Origin of the sequence: Nonomuraea sp. NPDC005501, from assembly GCF_040605905.1 — a bacterium.
Lineage (GTDB): Bacteria > Actinomycetota > Actinomycetes > Streptosporangiales > Streptosporangiaceae > Nonomuraea.
Genome location: NZ_JBEXDT010000034.1, coordinates 1 through 24,621, shown reverse-complemented (window position 1 = coordinate 24,621; position 24,621 = coordinate 1). Strand labels below are relative to the sequence as shown.

The following is a 24,621-nucleotide window of genomic DNA, read 5'->3' as shown; positions in this document are numbered from 1 at the left end:
CACCTAGGCCGCCGCCCTGGACCCCGAAGGAATGGCATGGCATCCATCGTTCTGACCAATGTCGACAAGATCTACGCCGGTGGCGTGAAGGCCGTGAACGGGCTCAACCTTGAGATCAAGGATGGCGAGTTCATGGTGCTGGTAGGCCCCTCCGGTTGTGGCAAGTCGACCGCACTGCGGATGATCGCCGGCCTGGAGGACATCAGCGGCGGCGAGATCGCCATCGGCGACAAGGTGGTCAACCACCTTCCGCCGAAGGACCGCGACATCGCCATGGTCTTCCAGAACTACGCCCTCTACCCGCACATGACGGTCGAGGAGAACCTCGCCTTCGGCCTCAAGCTCCGCAAGATGCCCAAGCCCGAGATCCAGAAGCGGGTGAACGAGGCCGCCAAGATGCTGGGCCTCGAGACGTACCTCAAGCGCAAGCCGGCCGCCCTGTCCGGTGGTCAGCGCCAGCGTGTCGCGATGGGCCGCGCGATCGTCCGCGAGCCGCAGGCGTTCCTCATGGACGAGCCGCTGTCCAACCTGGACGCCAAGCTCCGCGTGTCCATGCGCGCCTCCCTCAACACGCTGCACGAGCGCCTCGGCGTCACGACCGTGTACGTCACCCACGACCAGGTCGAGGCCATGACGCTGGGCGACCGCGTCTGCGTCCTGCGCGACGGCCTGCTCCAGCAGGTGGACACCCCGCAGAACCTGTTCGACAAGCCGGTCAACCTGTTCGTCGCCGGCTTCATGGGCTCCCCGTCGATGAACTTCGCCACCGCCGAGCTGGTGCGCGACGACAACGGCGCCGCCGTGACGTTCGCCGACATCAGGCTGTCGATCCCCGACTCGACGTTCACCGACAAGCCGGGCCTCGACAAGTTCATCGGCAAGAAGATCATCCTGGGCATCCGTCCCTCCGACTTCGAGGACGCCGCCTCCGCCGGCAGCCACGCCAACGGCTGGGCCACGCTGCCCGTCAAGGCCGAGGTCACGGAGGAGCTGGGCTCCGAGATCAACGTGCTGTTCCTCATCGACGCCCCGCCGGTCGAGCACAAGGACACCGTCGCCGCCGCCGACCAGGGCGACGACGACGAGGCCACGCTGCCGCTGGTGGGCGACAAGTCGCTGTGGACCGCGCGCGTCAACGCCCGCAGCCACGTCCGCCCCGGCCAGAGCATCGACCTGGTCCTGGACACGCACAACCTGCACTTCTTCGACCCGACCAGCGGTCTGTCGATCGGCCACGAGCAGAACCGCGGCCTGTAGTCCCCATCAGTGGTCCCCGGCCCTGTGACGCCCGGGGCCTGTGATCTCCCAAGGTGTCGGTGACGAGCCACGCTCGTCACCGACTGGGCCCCCACCGCGACCCCCTCCCGCGGCGGGGGCCCGCCTTTTTTCCCGGCCGGATCGTTCTTCCCGGCCTGTTCTTCCCGGCCGGACCGTGGGTCAGCGGCGGCCGAGGCGGGCGGAGACGGCGCCCGCCAGGCCGCGGGGCACGAATTTGCCGACGGCGACGATGGCCTTGTAGCGGGCGTCGGGCACCGAGACGCGCCTGCCCAGCGCGAGGTCCCGCATGGCGGCGCCGACCACGGCGTCGGCGTCGAGCCACAGGAAGTCCGGGATGCCGGACACGTCCATCGAGGCCCGCTCATGGAACTCGGTCCGCACGAACCCCGGGCACAACGCCATGATCCGGACCTTGGGCTCGTGCACCTCGACCGCGACGGACTCGCTGAAGTTCACCACCCACGCCTTGGAGGCGCTGTAGGTGCCGCGGGTGAAGAACGCGGCGACCGAGGCCACGTTGATCACGCCTCCCCTGCCGCGCCGCCTCAGCCCGGGCAGGACGGCCAGCGTCAGCCGCAGCACGGCCTCGCAGTGAAGCTTGAGCATGCGCAGCTCGTCCTCGACCGGCACGTCGAGGAACGCCCCGGGGTGACCGAAGCCGGCGTTGTTGACGAGCAGGTCGACCTGCCGGCCGTCGTCCTCGCGCAGCCGGTCCTCCACCCGGGACAGCCCCTCCTCCGTGGCGAGGTCGGCGGGGAGCACCTCGACGCTCACGCCGTACCTGAGCTTGAGCCGGTCGGCGGCCTCGCCGAGTCGTTGCTCGTCGCGCGCCACGAGGACGAGGCCGAAGCCGTCGGCGGCCAGCCGCCGGGCGAAGGCGGCGCCGAGGCCGGCGGTCGCGCCGGTGATCAGTGCGGTAGGCATGCCAGCACCCTAACCCGTGTCCCGCCCGGCACCGCCCGCCACCACGCCGCCCCGGTCACTGCCCCGAGGAATGTCGCGTGAGGGCCGGCACGGTCCGCACCTGGTGCCAGCGGTCCGCTTCCGGCTGACGTGCCTCCGCGCCGGCGGCCCTCAGCTCCGGGTCCGGGCCGTGGGACGGACCGGGAGGGTCCAGGTGTCGCCGCGGTCCAGGTAGACGACCCGGTCGCCGTGGCCGGAGTGCTCCATGTGACTCCGGAAGTCCTCCAGGGACGAGCTGAAGACCGTGTAGTCGTCGTAGTGAACCGGCAGGACCCGCCCGGGACCGATCAGGTCCACCCAGTCCGCGCCCTGCCGCCCGTCCATGGTGACCATCACCGTGCCGAGCAGCTTGGTGCCGCCCAGGTGGACGATGCCCACGTCGAGGTCCGGGAAGCGCTTCGGGATCTGGTGCAGGCGGTGGTCCAGCAGGGTGTCCCCGCTGATGTGCAGCCGCAGGTCGATGCGGCCCTCGCTGCGGAACTCCAGCACGCTGCCCATCACCGGCGGCAGCAGCGCCTCCACCGGGCCCTGCGCGTGCCGGGCGGGCACCGAGGTGATGGTGAGCGCCCCCGTCGCGTTGCGCAGCTGGTGCTCCTGCCAGGTCTTCAGGCCGACGGCCCGCTCGAAGCCCTGCCGCCGGAGCCGCCGCGCGGCGTGTCTCGTGGTGACGATGGTCGTGGCCTTGTCGAGGCCGTCGCGCGCCACGCGGTCCCAGTGGTCGCCGTGCAGGTGTGACAGGATCACCGCGTCGAGCGGCGGCAGGTCCTCCAGCTCCACGGCCGGGTCGGTGAGGCGGCGCGAGGTGAGGCCGTAACCCAGGTGGGCCCGCTGCCCGCGGTGCAGGAAGTTCGGGTCCGTCAGCAGGGTGTAGCCGTTGTACCGGATGAGCGTGGTGGCGTTGCCGATGAACAGCACACTCCCGCTGTCCGCTCTCCGCATGATCCGCACCTCCGATGAGTCACTCCGCGACCGAGGCGCGACTCCTGCGCGGCCCGAAGTAGCGCCAGAAGAAGTTGACGAGCACGCTGGCCCGGTTGCGCCCGCCGAGCAGGTACGCGACGTGCAGGAAGATCCAGGCGAGCCAGGCCGGCAGCCCGCGGAAGGTGAAGCCGTTGGACAGCTGCACGACGGCCTGGGCGCGGCCGACGATCGCCATGATGCCGGGGTCCTTGTACCGGAACGGCACGGTGGCGCGGCCCCGCGCCGCGGCGAGGATCTGCCTGCCGGCGTGCTCGCCCATCTGGATGCTCGGCTGGGCGAGCTGCGGCAGCGGCTCCGGCGGCAGCGCGAGGTCGCCGACGACGTAGACCTCGGGGTGCTCGCCGAGGTTCAGCGTCTCGGTGACGATGACTCGGCCGCCCTTGCCCTGGGGCAGGCCGCAGTCGGCGACCTCCTTGGGGGCGGTCACGCCCAGCGCCCAGACGGTCACGTCGCTGTGCAGGCGCGTGCCGTCGGCCAGGACGACCGCGTCCGGCTCGACGGAGGCGACGGTCGCCCCGAGCCGCAGCCGCACCCCGCGCTTGCGCAGCGCCCGCGCGGCGGCGTCCCGCAGGCTCGGCTTGTACGGAGCCAGCACGTAGTCGAACCGCTCGACCAGGGTGACGCTGGTCTGGTCGGGCTTGATCTCCGGATGGGTGAGCGGGATCGTCCGCGCCCGCAGCTCGGCCATGGTTCCCGAGATCTCCACCCCGGTGGCCCCGCCGCCCACGACCACCACGTGGGTGCTCGGTCGCTTGCCCATGGCGGTGTCCTCCAGGCAGCGCTGGAGCCGCGAACGCAGCGTCTCGGCGTCGCGCACCGAGTACAGGGGCAGCGCGTTCTTCTCTGCGCCCTCGATGCCGAGCCAGTTGGTGGAGACTCCGGTGCCGAGGACCAGGTAGTCGTAGTCGAGGACGGCGCCGTCGGTGAGCTCCACCTGCTTCTGGGCGAGGAGCAGCTTGCCGAGCCCGGCCGCGTGCACGCGCACGCGCGGGTACTTCGCCGCGAAGGCCCGCAGCGGGAAGGTCACGTCGCCGGCGGCCATGGCGGCGGTCGCCACCTGGTACAGCAGCGGCTGGAAGGTGGTGTAGGGATGGTGGTCGACGAGCGTGACCCGAGCTCCCCCGCGGGCGAGCTCGCGGGTGGCGCGGAGCCCCGCGAAGCCCCCGCCCACCACCACGACGTGCGGCCTGGCCGGCCTCTCATGCCGCTTCTGCCGCGTACCTTCCACCATCACAGGCGCCCCTTCCGGCGTGTCGTCCCACGCAGTGCATATGGCACAAAGGGAACTCCCTAAACCTCGCCCCCGGTCACGCGGCCGGTTCCAGGGGTTCGCGCGGGTAGTGCAGATCGAAGGCGGGACGCTCCGATCGGATCGGCGGCATGAAGGTGAAGTTGTGCCGCGGCGGCGGGCACGAGGTGGCCCATTCGAGCGAGTTGCCGAACCCCCAGGGGTCGTCCACCGTGACGCGCGGGGCGTGGCGGGCGGTCTTCCAGATGTTGTAGAGGAACGGCAGCGTGGACAGGCCCAGCAGGAACGCGCCCAGCGAGGAGATCTCGTTCAGCAAGGTGAACCCGTCGGTGGCGCTGTAGTCGGCGTAGCGGCGCGGGAACCCGGCCACCCCGAGCCAGTGCTGGATGAGGAAGGTCGTGTGGAAGCCGACGAACAGCATCCAGAAGTGCACCTTGCCGAGCCGGTCGTTCAGCATGCGGCCGGTCATCTTGGGCCACCAGAAGTAGAAGCCCGCGAACATCGCGAACACCACCGTGCCGAACACCACGTAGTGGAAGTGCGCCACCACGAAGTAGGTGTCGGTGATGTGGAAGTCCAGCGGCGGCGAGGCCAGGATGATCCCGGTCAGGCCGCCCAGCAGGAACGTGACGAGGAAGCCGATCACGAACATCATCGGCGTCGCGAAGCTCAGGTGTCCCCGCCACATGGTGCCGATCCAGTTGAAGAACTTCACCCCGGTCGGCACGGCGATGAGGAAGGTCATGAACGAGAAGAACGGCAGCAGCACCTGGCCGGTGGGGAACATGTGGTGCGCCCACACGGTCATCGACAGGCCCGCGATGGCGATCGTCGCGCCGATCAGGCCCATGTAGCCGAACAGCGGCTTGCGGCTGAAGACGGGGATGACCTCGGTGACGATGCCGAAGAACGGCAGCGCGATGATGTAGACCTCGGGATGGCCGAAGAACCAGAACAGGTGCTGCCACAGGATCGGCCCGCCGCTCGACCCGTCGAAGATGTGCGTGCCGAACTTCCGGTCGATCTCCAGCGCCAGCAGCGCGGCGGCCAGCACCGGGAACGCCATGAGCACCATCATGCTGGTCAGCAGCGTGTTCCAGGTGAAGATCGGCATGCGGAACATCGTCATGCCGGGCGCCCGCATGCAGATGATCGTGGTGATGAAGTTGACCGACCCGAGGATCGTGCCGACCCCCGACAGGGAGAGGCCCATGATCCAGAAGTCGCCGCCCAGGCTGGGCGAGAACGTGATCGACGACAGCGGCGTGTAGGCGAACCAGCCGAAGTCCGCTGCTCCCAGCGGCACCACGAAGCCCCAGACCGCCATCAGCCCGCCGAACAGGAACAGCCAGTACGCCACCGCGTTCAGCCGTGGGAACGCCACGTCCGGCGCACCGATCTGCAACGGCATGATGACGTTGGCGAACCCCGCGAACAGCGGCGTGGCGAACAGCAGCAGCATGATAGCGCCGTGCATGGTGAAAAGCTGGTTGTACTGCTGGGCCGAGACGAACTGCAGCCCCGGCGCGAACAGCTCGGCCCGGATGATCATGGCCATCACGCCGGCCGCCAGGAAGAACCCGAAGGACGTGATCAGGTAGAGATAACCGATGACCTTGTGGTCGGTCGTGGACATCCAGTTCGCGAGCACCGCGCCCACCCGGCGCTTCTTGACCGGAGCGAGCGGTGAGGTCATCGGCTCGTCGGCGGCCGGCTTCTGTGTCGTCACCCGGTCCTCCCCCTGCTGCGTCCCGGCGTCGTGCCCCCGCGCGTGACGCCTTCCACCAGGAATACCCGTAGCCGGGTCAAGGAAGGATCGGCCCGCGGTCACGACTCGCCCCGCATCGGCGGGGCGAGTCGCGCCCGGTCCGTCAGGAGGTCGCCTTGTCCGGCCGCTCGGAGACGCGGATGGCGTTGAGGATCGGGTCGCCCTGCCGGGTGGCGAAGCGGACGTTGAGCTGGCCGTCGGTGACCTTCACCGTGTACTGCCTGCTCACGGCCGTGTACGTGCCGGCCTCCAGGGCGAGGTCGAGCGCCGGGATGGCGAGCTGCCCCTCGACCAGCACGTCGAAGACGCGCTTGCCGATGCCCGTCGAGCGGAGGTCGGCGAAGTCAAGCTCGACGGTGTAGGTGCCGGCGGGCACGCCGTCGAAGCGGTACTCCAGCATGCCCTCGCGGGCGGTGCGGAACAGCGCCTGGTCGTCGGTGCCCTTGATGGTCTTGGACGTGGACTGGGTGCGGTTGGAGGTGGCGACGTAGCCGTGGCCGCCCTGGGTGTACTTGCGGTCGGCCGTCCAGGCGTCGCCGCCGGCGTCCACCGCGCCCTTGTTCGCGCCCACGTCCACCGCGACCTGGAGCTTGGGCACGACGACCGTCACCTTGACCTCGATGACGGGCTGCCGTCCGCTGGCCGACCTGATGAGCAGCTTGCCGCTGCGCAGCGTGCCGGGCTGGAGGCCGGCGCTGGAGGCGGTGACCTTCAGCGTGACCTGCTGTCCCTTGGCCAGGTCGCCGGACGTGGGCGTGACGGCGAGCCATCCCTGCGCGGGATCGGCGGCGACGGTGTAGGCGGTGGTCGAGCCGAGGTTGGTCAGCTCGAAGGTGCGTGTCCGGCTGGCCTCGGCGGGCATCACCAGGGTGATCTCGCCGACGGAGGAGCTGACCCGGCCGGTGACCAGAGCCGTGTCGATGCGGGTGATCGTGGCCGGGGCGATGGTGACGGGCTTGGTGAAGGTGCCGTAGTTCTCCTTGGACACCTCGACCTGGTAGTCGCCGGCGAGGAGCTGGCCGGAGAAGGCGCCGTCGGGGCCGGTGGTGAGGGTGGCCACGTCGCCGATCTTCACCGTGGCGCCGGGCAGCGGGTCGCCGTCGTTGGCGTCGGTGACGACGCCGACGACCAGGCCGTGCCGGCTGGCGGTGAAGGTGAGGCTCTGGCCGTCGGTGAGGGCGGGCTCCTCGTAGGAGTAGAGCATGCCGTCGGCGCCGGTCGCGTTCTCGATGCCGATGGTGGCGCTGGTGCCCTGGTCGCGCTGGCTGTCGACGCCCTTGTAGCGGTAGCTGACGGTGCCGTCCTCGCCGAGCAGGGCGGCGAAGGAGATGCGCTGCGTGGCGTCGTTGTAGTACTTGACGTTGCGCCACTCGATCACGAACTGGCGGTGCGGCGCCGTGCCGGTGACGCCGGTGTAGACGCCGGCGTTGGCGTCCACGACCAGGTCGTCCCAGTACGGGTAGACGGCGTTGTTGGGCGTGCCGGCGGTGGGCAGCCGGCCGTTGCCGCCGCTGGTGGCCTTGTCGGCGGCGAAGGTGGCCATGCCGTTGGTGGCGATCCACGCCTTGGCCTGTCCCGTGCCGTAGAACGGGACCGGGAAGGGCAGCGTCACCTGCTGGGCGTCGTCGTCGCCGGTGAGGGCGAGCTTGTCGGTGCCCGCCACGTACGGCTCGGCCCCGGTGCGGCAGGTGTAGCCGAAGTTGTCGCCGCGCAGCCCCAGCTCGATGTCCTGGACCGTGTCGCCGGACAGCGTGACGCCCACGGAGGCGCCGCGGGCGCAGCGGGAGGACGGGGTGACGGTGATGGTGTACTCGCCGTGCGGGAGCGACAGCCGGTAGCGGCCGGCGGCGTCGGTGACGGTGCTGACCGGCGTGCCGGCGGCCTCCACCTTGGCGCCGGGCTCCGGCGTGCCGGCCGTGGTGACCGTGCCGGACACGACCGCGGAGGGCTGCTGGACCAGGGAGACGTCCGCGGTGGCGCGCCGGCCGGCGGTGATCGTGGCGGTGGCCTCGCCGGCGGCGTAGCCGAACTTCTCGGCCGTGATCCGGTAGTCGCCGGGCAGCAGGCGCGGCACGGCGTACGTGCCGTCCTGGCCGGTCACGGCGGTGCGGGTGACCGGGCCGGTGATGGTGACGGTGACGCCGGCCACGGGGCCGCCGGTCGAGGTGCCCGTGGTGGAGGTTACGGTCCCGGCCAGGTCGCCGACGCCGTCGCGGGGCGCGGCCTGAACGGCGGCGTAGGCGTCGAGCCGGCCCTCGCCCCAGACGTTGTTGTCGGCGGCGGTGCCGCCGCAGGAGGTGTCGTTCACGTCGATCGCGGTGCCGTCGAGCAGCGGCCGGGTGGCCGCCACGTCGCCCTGGAGGGCGGGCGCGGCCGACCAGATGAGCGCCACGGTGGCCGCGACGTGCGGCGAGGCCATGGACGTGCCGGTGTAGGAGTCGTAGCCGCCGCCGGGCACGGAGGAGCGCACGTTCACGGCCGGGGCGGCGATGTTCGGCTTGATCTCGCCGTTCTCGCCCTCGCCCTTGCTGGAGCGGGCGTAGACCGCGTTGTTGACGTCGAAGCCGCCCGCGCTGTAGCTGCTCACGTACTGGCCGGGCGAGCCGCTGGTCCGGCAGGCGGGACCCTCGTTGCCGTTGGCGAAGGCGGGGAAGATGCCGGCCGCCACCCACGCCTCGACGGTCTCCTTGTACCAGGGGTCGAAGCCGTCGCCGCCCCAGGAGTTGTTGACGATGTCCGGCGCGAGGTCAGGCCGCGGGTTGGCGCCGTTGAGGTCGGTGGGGGCGAGAACCCACTGGCCGGCGGCGAGCAGGGAGGCGTCGGTGCAGGTGTTGACCTCGCAGCCCTTGGCGGCGATCCACTTGGCGCCGGGTGCGACGCCGATGCCGTCGGCGCCGACCATGGTGCCCATCGTGTGCGTGCCGTGGCCGTTGTTGTCGCACGGCGCGGCGCGCGGGCAGATGTGGGCGGGGTCGAACCAGTTGTAGTCGTGGGTGTAGGAGCCGTCGGCGTTGCGCCCCCGGTAGGCGGCGGCCAGCTCGGGGTGGTCGAACTGGGCGCCGGAGTCGATGTGGGCGACGACGATGCCCTCGCCGCGGTCGCGCAGGTCGCTCCACACGCGCGGGGCGCCGATGCGGTCGATGTTCCACTCGACGGCCTTGACCCGCGCCTCCGCCTTGCCCGGGTCCGGCTTGGGCAGCGTCAGCGTGCGGACCGGCTCGATGCCGGTGACCTCGGGCAGCTTGGCGAGCTCGGCGGCCAGCTTGGCCCCGGCGGTGACGCGTACGGCGTTGACGATCCAGTAAGAGGTGTAGTCGGCGTCCTGGGAGTCCAGGAGCTTGCGCACGCCGGCCTGCGAGGTCCGGGCCTGCTCGGTCTTGGCCTCGAAGACCTGCTCGGCCTTGGCCTCCTTGGTCCTGGCCCGGCGGGCGGCGCTGAGGTCGGCGGCGCCCTTGAGGCGTACCCAGAAGGTGGCCTTGCCGTCGTCGGCCAGCTCGGCCTGGACGGTGGGACTGATCTTGTCCGCGCCGGCCGCGCCGGTCGTGGCGGCCGCGGGCGCCGCCAGGGCGGGGGCGCCCAGCGGCAGGATGAGGGTGAGGACGGCGATGATCCCGGTCAGGATCGCACGCCGGCGGGGGGTGTTCGGCACACGCTCTCCTTCACACCCGGCGGGGGCGGGCCCCCGCCGGGGTAGAGCTGATCTTTACGCCTACGGGTCGAGGGTGAAGAGATCGTGTGCGCTTTGCAAGAGGTCCTGCCATAACAAGACCCGAAAAGTCATGAAATGTGATCTGGTCAGGGGCAATGTCAGGACATGGCGTCGCTTATCGGACGGTGAGCGTGTAGTCCTTGGTCACGGGCGTGCTGAGCTTGTCGTAGTCCCTGAGCTGCACGGTGAAGGTGAAGGTGCCCGCCTTGGCCGGCGTGCCGGCGAGGGCGCCGGTGAACCGGTCGAGCGTCACTCCCTCGGGCAGCGCGCCGCTCGTGACCTGCCAGTCGTAGAACGGCACGCCGCCCTTGGCCGCCAGCCGCTGCTCGTATGGCCGGCCGGCGGTGGCCCGGCCGAGCGAGCCCGTCTCGATGGACGGCTTGAGGAACGGCGTGAGCTTCCGGTTGAGCTTCCAGCCGGCGTTCTCCGCGATGAGCAGGGACAGCTTGGTCAGCTCCCACCTCCTGGTCGGGAACACGTGCCGCCAGCCGCCGCTCTGCCCGCTCAGCCGGTCCCAGTACGGCTCGTCGCCGGGCACGTGGTAGCTGGAGTCGAGCGGCACCGGGTAGCCCTGGTAGTCGATCACCTCCTGGTCGTCGCGGCCCTTGCTCTCGACGTACTTCGCCATGCCCTCCCAGTCGCTGTGGTAGGCGACGGCGTGGCCGTACTCGTGCATGACCAGCCCGTGGACGTCGATGACCGAGCCGAGGTCGGTCTTGTACCAGTCCTCGTCGCGCAGCGAGGTGAACAGCTTCATGAGCTGCTCGTCGTACTCCAGGATCATGCTGGTCGAGCGGTGGTACGGCGTGGGCTTGCCGTCCTGGGTGTGGAACTTGCCGTTGATCGTCGGGAAGCCCGTCGAGTACGGCGTCTGGATGCCGCGGAAGAAGACGTACATCCCGTTGTACGGCTTGGCGTTGCTCGCCTCCACCTCGTTCTGCCAGTCGTCGCCCGGCAGCCGCGTGACCTCGTCGCCGGCCGGGACGGTGTCGAACGGCTTGAGGTCGAAGAAGGCGAACCAGTTGCGCACGGCCGTCTCGGCGGCCTTGCGGACGCCGGGGTCCGAGAAGTACTTGGTGATCGTGTCGTAGCGGTAGTCGAAGTCGATCGGGACGGTCGGCTCCAGCTTCTTCTTCTCGTCCTGCTGGACCCGGATGGGCATGGTCTGGGTGGCCGTCGCGCCGGTCGCGTCGGTGGTCTTCATGATCCACTTGTGCTGCTCGTCCTGGCCGGGACCCTGCTTGGAGTGGATGGCCAGCCGCACCACCTCCCGGTCGGCCGGCCCGGTGAGGGTGAAGGACTTCGTCGCCCCGGTCGCGGTCAGCTCGCTCGGCGTGTTGAACATCAGCCGTGACGTGCCCTCGGCCTTGAGGTCCACGGTCAGCGGGTAGGCGATGCCCGGCGTCTTGGGCGCCCGCACGGTCAGCTCGACGTACGGGTTGGCCAGGTAGCCCTGCCAGTCGACGAGCTGCACGCCGTAGCCGTTGACGTTGCGGTAGAAGATGTCGAAGACGTCGAGGTTCGGCGCGGCCTGCCGGGCCGCGAGGCCGGGAGCGGGTACCGAGAGGGCACCCAGCAGCCCGGCCAGCGCGGTGACGATGGCGGTCTTCCTCATGAGGTCCTTTCCTAGGTGTTCGCCTTGACTTCGAGCAGCCCGACCGAGCCCTGGCCGCTCTGGAGCACGACCCTGAGTCGGGTCGTGGTCACGCCGGTGAAGGTCACGTGGTTGTAGGCGTCGGCCGCGACCGGATAGGTGCCCGGGATGTCCACGTACGCCGAGCCGTTCCACTGCTGGAGCTTCCAGGAGGCGGGCAGGCGCACCCCGTCGGCGTCGTCGAAGAAGTACACGTCGGCGGACCTGAGGGTCTGCGCGGACGGCCAGGTCAGCTCGGCCCACTGCTGGCCGGTGTTCGGCCAGGTGCCCCAGCGGGGGTTGACGGTGTCGTTCGAGCGCGGCGGGTCGATCCCGTCGTTGACGGCCGCGACGCTCTCCCAGGCCGAGGTGTACGAGGCCGACGGGGTCGCGCCGCCGGCCACGTTGACGGACGTGCCGCCGCCCCCGCCGACCGTGAGCTGGAAGGTCTTCGTGACCGGGGTGCTCAGCTTGTCGTAGTCGCGAAGGCGCACGGTGAAGCCGTACGTGCCGGCCGTCGTGGGCGTCCCGCTGATCGCGCCGGTGAAGCGGTCGAGCGACAGGCCCGGCGGCAGCGAGCCGGAGGTGACCTGCCAGTCGTAGAACGGCACGCCGCCCTTGGCGGTCAGCGTCTGCCGGTAGGCCTGGCCGGGCGACGCCTGCGGCAGGGAGGCCGTGACGATCGACGGCTTGAGGAACGGGGTGAGGTTGCGGTTCAGCTTCCAGCCGGCGTTCTCGGCGACGAGCAGGGACAGCTTGGTCATCATCCACCGGCGGGTCGGGAACAGGTGGGTCCAGCCGCCGCTCTGGCCGCTGATCCGGTCCCAGTACTTCTGGTCGCCGGGGATGTGGTAGCTGCTGTCGAGGGGCACCGGGTAGCCCTGGTACTCGACGACGTCCGGGTCGTTGCCGCCGCCCGAGACGTAGGAGCGCATGCCGGCCCAGTCGCTGTGGAAGGCGACGGCGTGGCCGTACTCGTGCATGACCAGGCCGTGGACGTCGAGGACGGGGCCCGCGATGTCGGTCTTGTACCAGTCCTCGTCGGCCAGGGAGGTGAACAGCCGCTTGCCGGCCTCGTCGTACTCGAAGATCATCGCGGTGGAGCGGTGGAGCGGGCCGGCGACCTGCGAGCCGCCTCGGGTGTGGTACTTGCCGTTGGCGGCCGGGTAGCCGGTCGAGTACGGGGACTGGATGCCGCGGAAGAACACGTACATGCCGGTGTAGGCGGAGCCGTTCGTGACGGTGATCGTGTTCTGCCAGTCGTTGCCCGGCAGGTGGTTGGTCTCGGCCCCGGCCGCCACGCTGTCGAACGGCTGGACGTCGAAGAAGCGGAACCAGTCCTTGACCGCCTCCTCGGCGGCCGTGCGGAAGGCCGGGTCGGAGAAGTAGCCGGTGATCGTGTCGTAGCGGTAGTCGAAGGTGATGGGGATCGACGGCTCCAGCGCGGTCTTCTCGTCCTGCTGCACCATGATCGGCATGCTCTGCTGGAACGTGGCTCCGCCCGCGTCCCTGGCCGACAGCCGCAGCGTGTGCTGCTCGTCGGCGCCGGGCCCGCGCTTGGAGTGGATCGCCAGCTTGAACGTCTTCTGCTCGCTCGCGCTCGCGAAGGTCAGCGTCTTGGTGGCGCCGGTGGCGGTGAGCTGGCTGGGCAGGTCCATCATCAGGCGGGAGGTGCCCTCGGCCTTGAGGTCGATCGTGACCGGGAACCGGGCGTCCTGCGGGGGCTTGACGGTCAGCTCGATGTACGGGTTGGCCAGGTAGCCCTGCCAGTCCACGAGCTTGACGCCGTAGTCGTTGACGACCCTGCCGTACATGTCGACGACCTGGGCGGCGGACAGGGCGTGCGCGGCGGGCGCGCCGACGCCGAGCGGGACGAGGATCGAGGCGAGGAGCAGGACGACGGCGGCCGTTAATCGTTTCATGGGACCTCTTCTCAGTTCTTGATGCCGGTGAGCGTGACTCCTTCGATGAAGTAGCGCTGCAGGAAGAAGAAGAGCGCGATGATCGGGGCGATGACTGCCGCGGAGGCGGCCATGAGGTAGCCCCACTGCGTGATGAACACGCTCTGGAACGAGGCCAGCCCGAGCGAGAGCGTGTACTTCTCCTCGTCCTGCAGGTAGAGCAGCGGCCCCAGGAAGTCGTTCCAGGTGCCGATGAAGGTGAAGATCGTGACGACCACGATGGCCGGCTTGGACAGCGGCATGACGATCGTCCAGTAGACCCGCCACGGCGAGGCGCCGTCGATGTAGGCGGCCTCGTCCAGCTCGAACGGGATCGTCAGGAAGAACTGCCGGAGCAGGAACACGTTGAACACGCCGCCCCCCGCTCCGGCGAACCAGGCCGGCACGGTGAGCGGGACGAACGTGTCGATCGCCCCCAGCTGCTGCCACATGACGAACGTCGGGATGATCGTCACGGCGTACGGCAGCATCACGCCGGTGAGCAGCAGCGCGAAGACGGCGTTGCGCCCCTTCCAGCGCAGCCGGGCGAAGCTGAAGGCGGCCACCGAGCAGGTGAACACCGTGCCGATCACGCAGACGACGGCGATGATCACGGTGTTGAGCAGGTAGAGGCCGAACGGCTGGGCGGTGAGCGCCTCACCGAAGTTGGACCACTGGAACGGGCGCGGGATCCACTCCGGCGGGGCGACGAACATCTGGGCGTCGGTCATGAGCGCGCTGCGCACCAGCCACACGAACGGCAGGAGCGTCGGGATCGCGCCGAGGGTCAGCCCCACGTACAGCAGCGCCCTGCCGTACCGGCGCGGCCGGCGCAGCCCGGCGGTCGGCGCGACGCCCCGCGGTCGCGTCTTCTCCGGCGCCGCGAGCGCGGTCATCGGGCGCCCGCCATCTCGTAGTAGACCCAGCGCCGGGCGTTGCGGAACATGAGGAACGTCACCACCATGATGATCATGAACAGCACCCAGGCGAGGGCGCTGGCGTAGCCCATCTCGCTCTCGGTGAAGGCCTTGCGGAAGATGTAGTAGACGTAGAAGAGCGTGGCCTGGTTGGGTCCGCCCTCGGTCATCACGTACGCCTGGGTGAAGACCTGGAAGGTGCCGACGACGCCGACCACCAGGTTGTAGAAGATGGTCGGGGTCATCATGGGCAGCGTCACGTGCCAGAAGCGCCGCCACGGCCCGCCGCCGTCGATCGACACGGCCTCGTACAGGTGGCGCGGCACGCCCTGGAGCCCCGCCAGGAAGATCACCATGGTGTTGCCGAAGCCCCACGTGCTCATGATGATCAGCGACGGGACGGCCATCTCCTCGCTGTAGACCCACTGCGAGGTCGGCAGGCCGGCCTCGCGCAGCAGGGAGTTGAGCAGCCCGAAGTCCGGGTTGAAGATCCAGATCCAGAGCACCACGTTGGCGATGGCCGGGACCAGCGTCGGCAGGTAGAAGATCGTCCGCCACAGCGGCAGGCCGCGGGCCTTCTGGTTGAGCAGCATGGCGACCGCGAAGCTGACGATCAGCGTGAGCGGCACCGCGCCGAGCGTGTAGTAGGTGGTGGCGCCGAGCGACTTCCAGAACAGCGGGTCGTCGGCGAGGGCCGTGTAGTTGTCCAGGCCCACGTACGTGGGCGCGCCGCCGACCTGCCAGTCGGTCAGGCTGAAGAAGAACGACGCGATCATCGGGCCGACCGTGAAGATGACGAACCCGAGGATCGCGGGCAGCGCCATGAGGACGCCCCATCGCGCCTCGAACCTGCGCATCTAGAGCTCCTGGGTGTGGTGCCAGCCCTGCAGCATCGCGGTGATCTTCGGGGTGGCCTCCTTGAGCACGTCCGCGGCGGGCCGCTTGCCCGACTCGATCTCCTGCAGCGCCGGGGTCAGCACGTCGCTGGAGATGGACGACATGTTCTTGATCCGGTTGCGCATGTCGGGGACCCCGTGCTCGCGGGTGTAGTCGACGACCGCCGTGCGGAACTCGGTCGGGTGCGCCGCGTTCTTCGTCCAGGAGTCCACGGCCGCGGAGTCCTCGTAGTACTTCTTCTCCTGCGGCATCCACAGGCCCTGCTGGTACAGGTCCACGTAGCGCGGGTCGTTGTGGAAGGCGAACAGCTCGACCGCCTCCTCCACGTGCTTGCTGCCGGCGAAGACCGCCGACGCGCCCGCCACCTGGGTCGTGGTGAACGGCTCGCCGTACTTGGGCAGCACGCCGATCCCGAAGTTCACCTTGCTCTGGTTCATGTCCAGCAGCGACCAGTGGCCGTCGACGACCATGGCCACCCGCTTGGTCTTGAGCAGCACGTTCGTGCCGGGCACGTCGTCGCCGGTGGCGGCGAGCTGGCCGGGGCCGGGCATGACCCGGTGCTTGTAGACGAGGTCCTGGAGGTTCTGGAACACCTTGATCGCCTCGGGCGTGTCCAGCAGGCAGCGCTTGCCCGCCTCGTCGGCGAAGTCGGCGCCGTTGCTGCGCAGGAAGCCGTACCAGGCGGCGCCGTAGGTGATGCTGCTGGAGATGCCGAACTGCCGGATCTGCTTGGGGTCGAACCCGGACTCGTCGGGGTGCTTGCCGTTCTGGTCGACCGTCAGCTTGTAGGCGTTCTGGACGAGCTGGTCCCACGACCAGGCCGCGGCGGCGTCGGCGGGCGGCGGCGCGACGCCGGCCTCGGCCAGGGCGTCCTTGGCGTACCAGAGCAGCATGACCTCGTTGGCGGTGGCCAGCCCGTGCAGCTTGTCCTGGCCGGACCACAGGTAGGCGTCCGGCAGGCAGCCGGCGAGCTGCGGGTACTTCTTCACGTACGGGAACAGGTTGACCAGCGTGCCCTGCTCGGCCAGCCGGAACGACATGCCCATGGGCACGTAGCCGACGTCGGGCACCCGGCCGCTGGCGACCAGGGTGTTGAGCTTGACGTCGTACTCGTCGGGCGTGAACAGCGCCTTGACCTTGACGCCCGCGTTCTTCTGCTCGTACTGCCGGAGCATCTTCTCCACGGCCGTCTTCTCGAAGGTGGACCCCCAGTACATGAACTGGAGCTGGGTGCCGCCCTTCGAGCCGCCGGCGCCGCCGCCCCCGCAGGCCGCCGCCGCGGCGCCGAGCGCGGCCAGCCCGCCGATCCTGAACAGATCACGTCGATTCATCTGGTGGTTCCTTACGCGAGGGGCAGCCAGACCCGCATCGCGCCCGCGCCGCGGTTGTCCCACTGGTAGTAGGGGACGGCGGTGGCGGTGACACGAGTGGGGGGCGTGCTCGTGGGGGGTGTACCGGTGTAGGCGAGGGTGGGCGGGTCGGCCGCGTACGCGCCGGCCTCGATGAGGACGGTCCGGCCGAGGCCCGGCACGTCCTCCTTGTCGACCACGCGCAGCTCGGCCCGCGGGTCGAGCGCGAGGTCGTCCACGTCGGCCCGCTGGTCGATCTGCTCGAAGCAGTAGACGAGCGGCCCGCGCTCGACGGCCGCCGTGCCGCGCACGGCGTCGATCCGCCGGTTGGGGTAGGTGAGGCGGGGCGTCAGGTCGAGGTCGAGCTCGACCGTGTCGCCGAGCCGCCATTCGCGGGTGACGACGGCGTAGCCGCGCTCGTCCGGCTCGGCCGGCACGGTCTCGCCGCCGACGGTGACGGTGGCGGCGCCGGCGCTCCAGGCGGGGACGCGCAGCGCCAGCGACCACGGGCCGGCCGGGGCCCGCTCCACGGTGAAGACCACCTTGCCGGCCCAGGGGTAGCCGGTGGCGACGGCGAGGTCCAGGTCGCCCGAGCGGATCGCGCCCGGCGCGTACTGGTGGACGTGCAGCGCCCGCTCGGCCGTCGTGGCGATGTAGTGGCCGAGGGAGGAGACCGTGCGCATGATGTTGGGCGGGCAGCAGGCGCAGGCGAACCACTCGCGCCGCCGCCCCAGGTAGGCGTCCTCGACGGTGTCGTCGCGGCGCTGGAGCGGGTTGACGTAGAAGAAGCGCAGCCCGTCGGCCGAGGTGGAGGCGGCGAAGGCGTTGTGAAGGACACGCTCGATGAGGTCGGCGTAGCGACCGTGGCCGGTGGCCAGCAGCAGCCGCCAGTTCCAGTGGATGCTGGCGATGGCCGCGCAGCTCTCGTTGTAGGCGCGGTCCGGCGGCAGCTCGTAGCGCTCGCCGAACGCCTCACCGTCGTGGCGGGAGCCGACGCCGCCGGTCAGGTACATCTTGGTGGCGACCATGTCCTCCCAGCGGCGGACCGAGCACTCCAGCAGCGACTCGTCGCCGGTCTCCAGGTAGACGTCGACGATGCCGGCCTCCAGGTAGAGCTGGCGCACGGCGTGGCCGACCGGGGTGTCGGCCTCCCTGACCGGCAGGTGGTCCTGGGCGTACAGCGGGCCCATGCCGCTGTCCTTGATCAGGCCCTTGCCGCGGTTGTCGATGAGCTTGCCCGCGAGGTCGAGGTAGGAGCGCTCGCCGGTGACCCGGTAGAGCTCCACCAGGGCGGTCTCGACCTCGGCGTGGCCGTCGATGCCGTCGTCGCCGCCCTTGAGGAACACCTCGACCAGGTGATCGGCCAGCCTGCGCGCCACCGCCGTCAGCCGCTCGTCGCCGCCCGCCCGCGCCCCGGCCACCGCGGCCTGGAACAGGTGGCCGGCGCAGTACATCTCGTGGCTGTACTCCAGCTCGGCGTAGATCTTGTCGGGCTTGACCACCTGGTAGTGGGAGTTGAGGTAGCCGTCGGCCCGCTGCGCCCGGCCGAGCAGGGCCGCCGACTCGGCGACGAACTCCAGGTAGCCGGATCCGGGCCGGCGGGCCTGCTCCCAGGCCACCGCTTCGAGCTGCTTGTACAGGTCGGAGTCCTGGAACCGGTACCCCTGGTAGGCGCCTTCCGCCTCGCCCGCCGCCAGGCGCAGGTTCGGCACGCTGCCCGCGCGCTCCATCTGCTCCAGGCCGAGCGGGATGCTGGCCTCGCGATTGATCCGCTGCCAGCGGCCCAGCGGCCCGCCGGTGATGTCGACGTCACGGACGCCCAGCGGGCGCCACACCGCCTTGGCACCCTGGGTGGGTACGGCGGGGCCACAGACCTGAGGGGGGTTGACCATAGAGCTCCTTCACTCGCCCCGAAGGAAAATAAGGAATAGGTTTTCCTTAGGGGAACGTAGATCCAGGCCGAGGTCAGCGTCAAGAGTCTTATAGTGAGAGTGGTTGGAAAGGAAAAGGTTTGTCCTCTGAACAGGCTCATGTCGTCACCATCCGCGAGGTGGCCGCGGCCGCCGGCGTCTCCATCGGCACGGCCTCCAAGGCGCTCAACGGCCGCGGCAAGCTGCGCGAGGAGACCCGGGCCCGGGTGAGCGCCGCGGCCGAGCGCCTCGGGTTCCGCCCGAACCCGCTGGCGCAGGGCCTGCTGGCCGGCCGCACCTACACGGTGGGCCTGGTGACCGGCGACAGCTTCGGCCGGTTCAGCATCCCGGTCATGCTCGGCGCGGAGGACGCGCTCGGCGCGGGGCAGATCTCCGTGTTCATGTGCGACACGCGTGACGACCCGATCCGGGAGCAGCACTACGTGGAGCGGCTGCTGGCGCGGCGCGTGGAGGGCATCATCGTCACCGGCCGGCGCACCGAGCCACGGCCCAGCATCGGCGCGGACCTGCCGGTGCCGGTGGTCTACGCGATGACCCAGTCCTCCGGGGACGACGACTTCTCCGTCATTCCCGACGACCGGGGCGGAGGGGCGCTCGCGGCCCGCCACCTGCTCGCCACCGGCCGCACCCGGATCGGCCACGTGACGGGCCCGGAGCGGTTCGAGGCGGCCCGGCGGCGGGCGGAGGGCATGGCGGGGGCGCTGGCCGAGGCGGGCGCCCGGCCCGCGGGCGAGCCGCTGTTCGGCGAGTGGACCGAGGAGTGGGGGCGGCAGGGGGCCGACATCCTGCTGCGGGCACACCCGGACGTGGAGGCGATCTTCTGCGGGAGCGACCAGATCGCGCGGGGGGTGTCGGAGACGTTGCGGGAGCGGGGGCTGCGCATCCCGGACGACGTGGCGGTGGTGGGCTTCGACAACTGGGAGCCCATGGTGGAGGGCAGCCGCCCGCCGTTGACGACCGTGGACATGAACCTGGGCGAGATCGGCCGGATCGCGGCGGAGCACCTGCTGGAGGCGATCGCCGGCGCGCCGCGGGCCCGCGGGGTGCTCACGGTGCCGTGCAGCCTCGTCCTGCGCGAGTCCACCCGCGTCAACCCGGCCTGACCCCGTACCTCATGGGGTGACAGGCACGATCCGGGCCTCCTGGAGGGCGCCGTGGTCGATCGTCAGCAGGCCGACCGTGCCGTGGGACTGGCGGCGGCGGTCCGTCGGCGAGCCGGGGTTGAAGATGCGCAGGCCGTCGCCCGTCTCGTCCATCGGGATGTGGGAGTGGCCGAAGACCACCAGGTCCGCGCCGGGGAAGCGGCGGCGCAGCCGGGGCAGGCGGCCCTTGGCCGGTCCGCTGTCGTGGATCATGCCGACCCGCAGGCCGTCCAGGGTCAGCTCCAGCGTCTCGGGCGCGGTCACGTCCGGGCCGTCGTTGTTGCCCTTGACGACGTGGACGGGCGCGTACGCCGCCAGCTCGTCGAGCACGGAGGCGACGCACACGTCTCCGGCGTGCAGGATCACGTCGGCGCCGCGCAGGTGCCCGGCCACCCGGGGCGGGCACGAGCGCCAGCGGCGGGGCGCGTGCGTGTCGGAAAGGACCACCACTCTCACGCCTCTCCCCTGCCCGCTTCCCCCGGAAGGGCACCCCCTACGAAAGTCTCCCGGCCCCATCCCGATGACCGATCCGCCGGGAGAGGACCGGGTCATAGTGTCCGATCATGCGCAAAGCCATCCAGGTGACGGGCCTGATCCTGCTGCTCCAGGGCGTCAGCGGCGCCATCGACCATCTGGCCGTCCAGCCGTTCATGGGCTTGTTCCTGAACTTCTTCAACCGGGTGATCGTGCCCCGGGTGGACCTCCTGGCCGCCCAGCCGCTGTTCGCCAACCTCGCCCTGGCGGTGCTCGGCCTCGTCATGATCATCGCGGCCGCGCGGTCGTAGCTCGCGGCCCCCACACGCGGGACGAGGATCTACCGGGGTGGTGGCGGACTCGCGTCCTGGTGGTCGATCCGCACGTCCATCAGGTTCGGGTTGTAGCTTGCCAGGAGGTGGTACGGTCGGGCCGCGGCGACCAGGACGTCCCGGGAGCCCATCCCCCGGTCCAGCGCGTGCAGGTCCAGGGTTCCGGGTTCGGCGCCCCATCGCCGGCCGATGTGGGTCAGGATGCGGTCCGCCGACAAGCTGTGGACGTCGAACGTGGGGTCGGTCCGTCGCGCGTGCTCGTTCACCGTCCGGGCGGCGTGGACGAGCTTCGCCGCTGTCGAGGCGATGGGCCGCCGGCGCAGCGCGTCCAGCGCCAGGCCGTCCGCGGGGGCTCCGGGCGTCAGCTGGAAGCTGCGCACCAGGAAGGTGCGCCGCATGCGTCCGTCCACTCCTCCGCCGACTCGGTGGCATCCCAGGGCTCCGCGGCCGTCACGATGCGGGTGAGCCCGGCGCCCGTCGGACGGCGCGGCGGGATGCTCATCCATGGTCCGCCCTAGCTTGCCTACCAAGCGTTTGGTTGAATCCGGGGATGGACCCTCGCGAGATCGCCGACCGGCTGGAGATCATCGACCTGCTGGGCCGCTACGCCCGCGCCGTCGACTCCGGCCGGTGGCACCTCCTCGACGACGTCTTCACCCCCGATGCCGTCATCGACTACCGCTCCGCGGGAGGCATCCGGGGCAGCCGCGCCGAGGTCACGGCGTGGCTGGCCGAGGTGCTGTCCGGGTGGCCCGGCCGGCTGCACCTGATCGGCTCCGTCACCATCCGCTTCGACGGGGCCGGCGTCGACGGACGGGACGAGGCCGCGGTGAGCGCCGCGTTCACCGACACGCTGGCCCCGTCACGCGAGATGGTGACGGCTGACACCGCCGGGCTGCTGCGGGGCGGCGGCTGGTACCACCACCGCGTGTGCCGCACCACTGACGGCTGGCGCAGCCGCGAGCTGGTCGAAGAGCAGTCCTGGCGGACCGTGACCGGTGGCCGAGCGTACCCATCGTGATGCCCCCCGTCGGAGCGGCCGGGAGCTTCTTGACATGGGTACGGAGGGAAAGACTCAGGCGAACGTTCCGGCCGGGGACGTCAAGACGACGGGGGCGGCTCCGACCAACCAGTCGAAGGGCCCGGCCGGGCTCGCGAACCACGAGGAGTACGAGATGAAGTTCCTGATCAGCATGCACATCAACCCGAACGTGCTGGACGCGCTGACCGACGAGGAGAAGGCGGCGATCGGTGCCGGCCACGGCAGGTTCATGGAGGCGGTGAAGAAGTCCGGCGAGCTGATCACCACGCAGGCGCTGGTCGACCCGTCACAGGCCGCCGTGGTCTCCGTGCGCAACGGCCAGCCGGTCGTGACCGACGGCCCCTTCCTGGAGGCGAAGGAGTATCTGGGCGGCTTCTACCTGATCGACTGCGAGAACAAGGAGCGGGCGATCGAGCTGGCGGCGCAGATCCCGGACGCCGCGATCGAGGGGCTGGGGATCGAGGTGCGGCAGGTGATGTTCGCTGACGGACAATTGGAGGCATGACAGCACCAGCCATCGAGGACCTGCTGCGTGAGCTCACGCCGCAGGTCCTCGGCACGTTGATCCGCCGGTACGGCCAGTTCGAAGGGTGCGAGGACGCTGTCCAGGAGGCCGTCCTCGCCGCCACCGTGCAGTGGCCGTCCGAGGGGGTGCCGGGCAACCCGCGCGGCTGGCTGGTGACTGTCGCGTCCCGGCGGTTCATCGACCAGATACGCAGCGACCACGCGCGCCGCGAGCGGGAGTCGGCGACGGCCGGCGAGGTGGTGCCCGAAGACGTGCCGGACACCGACGACACGCTCGTCCTGCTGTTCCTGTGCTGCCATCCGACGCTGACCGCCTCCTCCCAGACCGCCCTGACGCTGCGGGCGGTCGGCGGCCTGACCACCGCCGAGATCGCCCGCGCGTTCCTGGTGCCGGAGGCCACGATGGCGGTCAGGATCAGCAGGGCCAAGCAGCGCATCAAGGCCGCCGGCAGCTCCTTCAGCCTGCCGGACGGCGCGGAGCGCGAGGAGCGGCTGCGGGTCGTCCTGCACGTGCTCTACCTGATCTTCAACGAGGGCTACACGGCCTCCTCGGGCAGCGAGTTGCACCGCGCCGACCTCGCGCGCGAGGCCATCCGGTTGACCAGGATGGTGCACGCGCAACTGCCCGAGGACGGTGAGGTGGCCGGGCTGCTCGCGTTGATGCTGCTGACCCACGCCCGCCGGGAGGCACGGACGACCGCGGCCGGCGACCTGGTGCCGCTGGACAAGCAGGACCGTACGCGGTGGGACCGCGCGCTGATCGAGGAGGGCAGCGAACTGGTCAAGGCGTCGCTGGCCGGCCCGGCGCTGGGGCCCTACCAGCTGCAGGCCGCCATCGCCGCCACGCACGCCGACGCGGCCACGGCCGAGGAGACGAACTGGCCGCAGGTGCACGCCCTCTACCTCATCCTGGAACGGATAGCGCCCAACCCGATGGTCACCCTCAACCGGGCGATCGCGCTCGCCGAGATCGAGGGCCCGGCGGCCGGCCTGGCCCTGCTGTCCACCTTGGACGGTGACGAGCGGATGGCCCGGCATCACCGGTTGCTGTCCGTACGGGCGCATCTGCTGGAGAAGACCGGCGACCCGGCCGGGGCGTACGAGCACTACCGGCGCGCCGCGAAGGCCACAGCGAGCCTCGCCGAGCAACGCTACCTGGAGTCCCGAGCCGGCCGGCTGAGACCGTAGAGCCGGCCCCGGCGACCGGGATCCGCTTCACGGCCTCATGCCGTTCGGGTATCCGGTCCAGCGCAGGTCGGCCGGGAGGTGGCTCATGTCGTTGAACATCACGATCGTGGGCGGCAGGCCGGTACGGTACTCGATGACCGTCAGCGCGGTATTGGCGCTGTTCAGCCCGAGCCACCGGGATGGCGGCGCGTCCAGCGCGTGCCGCACCAGCCACGCGATCGGGTAGGCGTGCGTCACCAGGACGTCGTGCGTGTCGGGCCGGGTCCCTGTCGTGGTCGTGTCGGGCGCCTTCGCGAACCGGGCGACCAGCGCCTCGGCGAGCCTTCGGCCCGAGGCCGCCTCGGCGTCGTCGTAGCCGTCGAAGAAGCCGGTCCAGGACGGGGGTGTCTCGGCCGTGCTGGGAACGTAGGGCACATGATCGACCAGTTCGGCGGCCTCGGCCACGGGCACGCCCGGCAGATGCCGGGCGAGTTCGTGTGCGCTCGCCACGGCGCGTGGCAGCGGAGAGTGCCACACGGCGTCGATCGGTAGGCCGGCGAGCCGTTCGCCCAGCAGGCCCGCCTGCCGGGCCCCGGCGCCGGTGAGCTCCCCGAACGCGTCGGCCGCGCCGTGGCGTGCCAGATAGAGGTGTCGCGTCGTCATGAGGCGTTGGCCGTCGTGACGATGCCGTTGGTGCCGTCGATGGTGATGAGGGTGTCGTCGTGGAGCCTGCTCGTCGCGTTCGGGACGCCGAGGACGGCGGGGATGGCGTGCTCACGGGCGACGATCGCGGCGTGGGAGAGCACGCCTCCCGTTTCGGTGACGACGCCGGCGGCGATGCGCAGCAGCGGCGTCCAGGCGGGGTCGGTGTAGGGGCAGACGAGGATGTCGCCCCGGTGCACGCGCGCGAAGTCGCCGGGCCCGCGGACGATCCTCGCGGCGCCGGTCGCGGTCCCGTGGCTGCCGGGTGTCCCGGTGAGTGTGGCGCCTGCGGCCCCCGAGGCTGCGGAAGGTCGGAGCAGTGGTGGCGGTGGGGGTGCGGCGGTGACCGGTCGTGCTTGCAGGATCCAGGCGCGGCCGTCGAGGATCGCCCACTCGATGTCCTGCGGCCCGCCCATCACGGCGGCGACCTCCTCGCCCAGCTCGGCGAGCCGCGTGGCGGTCGCGTCGTCGATCGCCGGTCGGTCCCGGATGCCGGCGGGCACGTCGCTGACGACGAGCCGCGTGCCGCGCCGGTCGAGGCGGGCCGGTTTGTCGGCGACGGTGCGTGTGACCGACCCGTCGCCGGCGACGCGGTAGGTGTCGGGGGTGACCGTGCCCCCGA

At 70.6% G+C, this 24,621-nt stretch carries 21 protein-coding genes; 6 read left to right on the top strand and 15 right to left on the bottom strand.

Translation table 11 applies throughout. The features are described from left to right. Nucleotides 1–36: 36 nt before the first annotated feature. Complete coding sequence (gene ugpC, locus ABZS51_RS18450; RefSeq protein ID WP_355442123.1) at nucleotides 37–1,257, top strand: sn-glycerol-3-phosphate ABC transporter ATP-binding protein UgpC; 1,221 nt, start codon at nucleotides 37–39, stop codon at nucleotides 1,255–1,257. A gap of 180 nt (nucleotides 1,258–1,437) precedes the next feature. On the opposite strand, the gene ABZS51_RS18445 is transcribed toward ugpC, so the two are convergent. The 11 genes from ABZS51_RS18445 to ABZS51_RS18395 form a co-directional block, all read right to left on the bottom strand. Continuing rightward, nucleotides 1,438–2,202: an SDR family oxidoreductase gene (locus tag ABZS51_RS18445; RefSeq protein ID WP_355442121.1), complete on the bottom strand. Its 765-nt coding sequence runs from the start codon at nucleotides 2,200–2,202 to the stop codon at nucleotides 1,438–1,440. A gap of 150 nt (nucleotides 2,203–2,352) precedes the next feature. Continuing rightward, entirely contained in the window at nucleotides 2,353–3,180 is an 828-nt protein-coding gene (locus tag ABZS51_RS18440) for an MBL fold metallo-hydrolase (RefSeq protein ID WP_310712788.1), read from the bottom strand. 19 nt (nucleotides 3,181–3,199) lie between these two features. Beyond that, nucleotides 3,200–4,453: an NAD(P)/FAD-dependent oxidoreductase gene (locus ABZS51_RS18435; protein WP_355442119.1), complete on the bottom strand. Its 1,254-nt coding sequence runs from the start codon at nucleotides 4,451–4,453 to the stop codon at nucleotides 3,200–3,202. A gap of 76 nt (nucleotides 4,454–4,529) precedes the next feature. Continuing rightward, nucleotides 4,530–6,167 carry a cytochrome c oxidase subunit I gene (ctaD, locus tag ABZS51_RS18430; RefSeq protein WP_355442241.1) on the bottom strand — a complete coding sequence of 546 codons (1,638 nt, stop codon included), beginning with the start codon at nucleotides 6,165–6,167 and terminating at the stop codon, nucleotides 4,530–4,532. A gap of 175 nt (nucleotides 6,168–6,342) precedes the next feature. Next, nucleotides 6,343–9,888, bottom strand: coding sequence for a S8 family serine peptidase (locus ABZS51_RS18425; protein WP_355442117.1), 3,546 nt, complete (start codon nucleotides 9,886–9,888; stop codon nucleotides 6,343–6,345). A gap of 175 nt (nucleotides 9,889–10,063) precedes the next feature. Next, nucleotides 10,064–11,563 carry an Ig domain-containing protein gene (locus ABZS51_RS18420; RefSeq protein ID WP_355442115.1) on the bottom strand — a complete coding sequence of 500 codons (1,500 nt, stop codon included), beginning with the start codon at nucleotides 11,561–11,563 and terminating at the stop codon, nucleotides 10,064–10,066. Nucleotides 11,564–11,574: 11 nt separating this feature from the next. After that, on the bottom strand, nucleotides 11,575–13,503 hold the full coding sequence (locus ABZS51_RS18415) for an Ig domain-containing protein (protein ID WP_355442112.1): 1,929 nt from the start codon (nucleotides 13,501–13,503) through the stop codon (nucleotides 11,575–11,577). Nucleotides 13,504–13,514: 11 nt separating this feature from the next. Beyond that, entirely contained in the window at nucleotides 13,515–14,417 is a 903-nt protein-coding gene (locus tag ABZS51_RS18410; protein ID WP_355442108.1) for a carbohydrate ABC transporter permease, read from the bottom strand. Beyond that, nucleotides 14,414–15,295: a sugar ABC transporter permease gene (locus ABZS51_RS18405; RefSeq protein ID WP_310712778.1), complete on the bottom strand. Its 882-nt coding sequence runs from the start codon at nucleotides 15,293–15,295 to the stop codon at nucleotides 14,414–14,416. The genes ABZS51_RS18410 and ABZS51_RS18405 overlap by 4 nt, the downstream gene beginning before the upstream one ends. Further along, complete coding sequence (locus ABZS51_RS18400; protein ID WP_355442105.1) at nucleotides 15,296–16,666, bottom strand: sugar ABC transporter substrate-binding protein; 1,371 nt, start codon at nucleotides 16,664–16,666, stop codon at nucleotides 15,296–15,298. A gap of 11 nt (nucleotides 16,667–16,677) precedes the next feature. Continuing rightward, the gene (locus ABZS51_RS18395) at nucleotides 16,678–18,576 is read right to left on the bottom strand and encodes a beta-L-arabinofuranosidase domain-containing protein (protein ID WP_355442102.1); all 1,899 of its coding nucleotides are present in this window, start codon (nucleotides 18,574–18,576) and stop codon (nucleotides 16,678–16,680) included. Between the two features lie 119 nt (nucleotides 18,577–18,695). Between ABZS51_RS18395 and ABZS51_RS18390 the strand changes: the two genes are divergently transcribed. Then, entirely contained in the window at nucleotides 18,696–19,718 is a 1,023-nt protein-coding gene (locus ABZS51_RS18390; RefSeq protein ID WP_355442099.1) for a LacI family DNA-binding transcriptional regulator, read from the top strand. Nucleotides 19,719–19,727: 9 nt separating this feature from the next. On the opposite strand, the gene ABZS51_RS18385 is transcribed toward ABZS51_RS18390, so the two are convergent. Next, a complete protein-coding gene (locus ABZS51_RS18385; protein WP_355442096.1) occupies nucleotides 19,728–20,213 on the bottom strand; it encodes a metallophosphoesterase family protein in 486 nt (161 codons plus the stop codon). A gap of 107 nt (nucleotides 20,214–20,320) precedes the next feature. On the opposite strand from ABZS51_RS18385, the gene ABZS51_RS18380 reads away from it, so the two are divergent. After that, nucleotides 20,321–20,542: a hypothetical protein gene (locus ABZS51_RS18380; protein WP_310712770.1), complete on the top strand. Its 222-nt coding sequence runs from the start codon at nucleotides 20,321–20,323 to the stop codon at nucleotides 20,540–20,542. A gap of 29 nt (nucleotides 20,543–20,571) precedes the next feature. On the opposite strand, the gene ABZS51_RS18375 is transcribed toward ABZS51_RS18380, so the two are convergent. After that, nucleotides 20,572–20,961 (bottom strand): hypothetical protein, encoded by a 390-nt coding sequence (locus ABZS51_RS18375; RefSeq protein ID WP_355442093.1) that lies wholly within the window; start codon nucleotides 20,959–20,961, stop codon nucleotides 20,572–20,574. 152 nt (nucleotides 20,962–21,113) lie between these two features. Between ABZS51_RS18375 and ABZS51_RS18370 the strand changes: the two genes are divergently transcribed. Genes ABZS51_RS18370 through ABZS51_RS18360 form a run of 3 tightly spaced genes read left to right on the top strand, consistent with a single transcriptional unit; the run spans nucleotide 21,114 to nucleotide 23,318 of the window. Beyond that, nucleotides 21,114–21,584 carry a nuclear transport factor 2 family protein gene (locus tag ABZS51_RS18370; RefSeq protein ID WP_355442090.1) on the top strand — a complete coding sequence of 157 codons (471 nt, stop codon included), beginning with the start codon at nucleotides 21,114–21,116 and terminating at the stop codon, nucleotides 21,582–21,584. Nucleotides 21,585–21,618: 34 nt separating this feature from the next. Further along, nucleotides 21,619–22,110: a YciI family protein gene (locus ABZS51_RS18365; RefSeq protein WP_355442087.1), complete on the top strand. Its 492-nt coding sequence runs from the start codon at nucleotides 21,619–21,621 to the stop codon at nucleotides 22,108–22,110. After that, nucleotides 22,107–23,318, top strand: a complete 1,212-nt coding sequence (locus ABZS51_RS18360; protein ID WP_355442083.1) for a DUF6596 domain-containing protein — start codon at nucleotides 22,107–22,109, stop codon at nucleotides 23,316–23,318. Before ABZS51_RS18365 ends, ABZS51_RS18360 begins: the two co-directional genes overlap by 4 nt. Before the next feature lie 27 nt (nucleotides 23,319–23,345). On the opposite strand, the gene ABZS51_RS18355 is transcribed toward ABZS51_RS18360, so the two are convergent. Both ABZS51_RS18355 and ABZS51_RS18350 read right to left on the bottom strand, forming a co-directional pair. After that, entirely contained in the window at nucleotides 23,346–23,960 is a 615-nt protein-coding gene (locus ABZS51_RS18355) for a histidine phosphatase family protein (RefSeq protein WP_355442080.1), read from the bottom strand. After that, on the bottom strand, nucleotides 23,957–24,621 hold a 665-nt coding region (locus ABZS51_RS18350; protein ID WP_355442077.1), incomplete at its 5' end, for a PEP-utilizing enzyme. The genes ABZS51_RS18355 and ABZS51_RS18350, both read right to left, overlap by 4 nt.

Coding starts and splice junctions, on each gene's coding strand:
- ABZS51_RS18355 (WP_355442080.1), bottom strand. CDS start 23,960: ATGACGACGCGACACCTCTATCTGGCACGCCACGGCGCGGCCGACGCG.
- ABZS51_RS18440 (WP_310712788.1), bottom strand. CDS start 3,180: ATGCGGAGAGCGGACAGCGGGAGTGTGCTGTTCATCGGCAACGCCACC.
- ugpC (WP_355442123.1), top strand. CDS start 37: ATGGCATCCATCGTTCTGACCAATGTCGACAAGATCTACGCCGGTGGC.
- ABZS51_RS18415 (WP_355442112.1), bottom strand. CDS start 13,503: ATGAAACGATTAACGGCCGCCGTCGTCCTGCTCCTCGCCTCGATCCTC.
- ABZS51_RS18435 (WP_355442119.1), bottom strand. CDS start 4,453: ATGGTGGAAGGTACGCGGCAGAAGCGGCATGAGAGGCCGGCCAGGCCG.
- ABZS51_RS18405 (WP_310712778.1), bottom strand. CDS start 15,295: ATGCGCAGGTTCGAGGCGCGATGGGGCGTCCTCATGGCGCTGCCCGCG.
- ABZS51_RS18375 (WP_355442093.1), bottom strand. CDS start 20,961: ATGCGGCGCACCTTCCTGGTGCGCAGCTTCCAGCTGACGCCCGGAGCC.
- ABZS51_RS18360 (WP_355442083.1), top strand. CDS start 22,107: ATGACAGCACCAGCCATCGAGGACCTGCTGCGTGAGCTCACGCCGCAG.
- ABZS51_RS18370 (WP_355442090.1), top strand. CDS start 21,114: ATGGACCCTCGCGAGATCGCCGACCGGCTGGAGATCATCGACCTGCTG.
- ABZS51_RS18445 (WP_355442121.1), bottom strand. CDS start 2,202: ATGCCTACCGCACTGATCACCGGCGCGACCGCCGGCCTCGGCGCCGCC.
- ABZS51_RS18420 (WP_355442115.1), bottom strand. CDS start 11,563: ATGAGGAAGACCGCCATCGTCACCGCGCTGGCCGGGCTGCTGGGTGCC.
- ABZS51_RS18365 (WP_355442087.1), top strand. CDS start 21,619: ATGGGTACGGAGGGAAAGACTCAGGCGAACGTTCCGGCCGGGGACGTC.
- ABZS51_RS18410 (WP_355442108.1), bottom strand. CDS start 14,417: ATGACCGCGCTCGCGGCGCCGGAGAAGACGCGACCGCGGGGCGTCGCG.
- ABZS51_RS18395 (WP_355442102.1), bottom strand. CDS start 18,576: ATGGTCAACCCCCCTCAGGTCTGTGGCCCCGCCGTACCCACCCAGGGT.
- ABZS51_RS18380 (WP_310712770.1), top strand. CDS start 20,321: ATGCGCAAAGCCATCCAGGTGACGGGCCTGATCCTGCTGCTCCAGGGC.
- ABZS51_RS18400 (WP_355442105.1), bottom strand. CDS start 16,666: ATGAATCGACGTGATCTGTTCAGGATCGGCGGGCTGGCCGCGCTCGGC.
- ctaD (WP_355442241.1), bottom strand. CDS start 6,167: ATGACCTCACCGCTCGCTCCGGTCAAGAAGCGCCGGGTGGGCGCGGTG.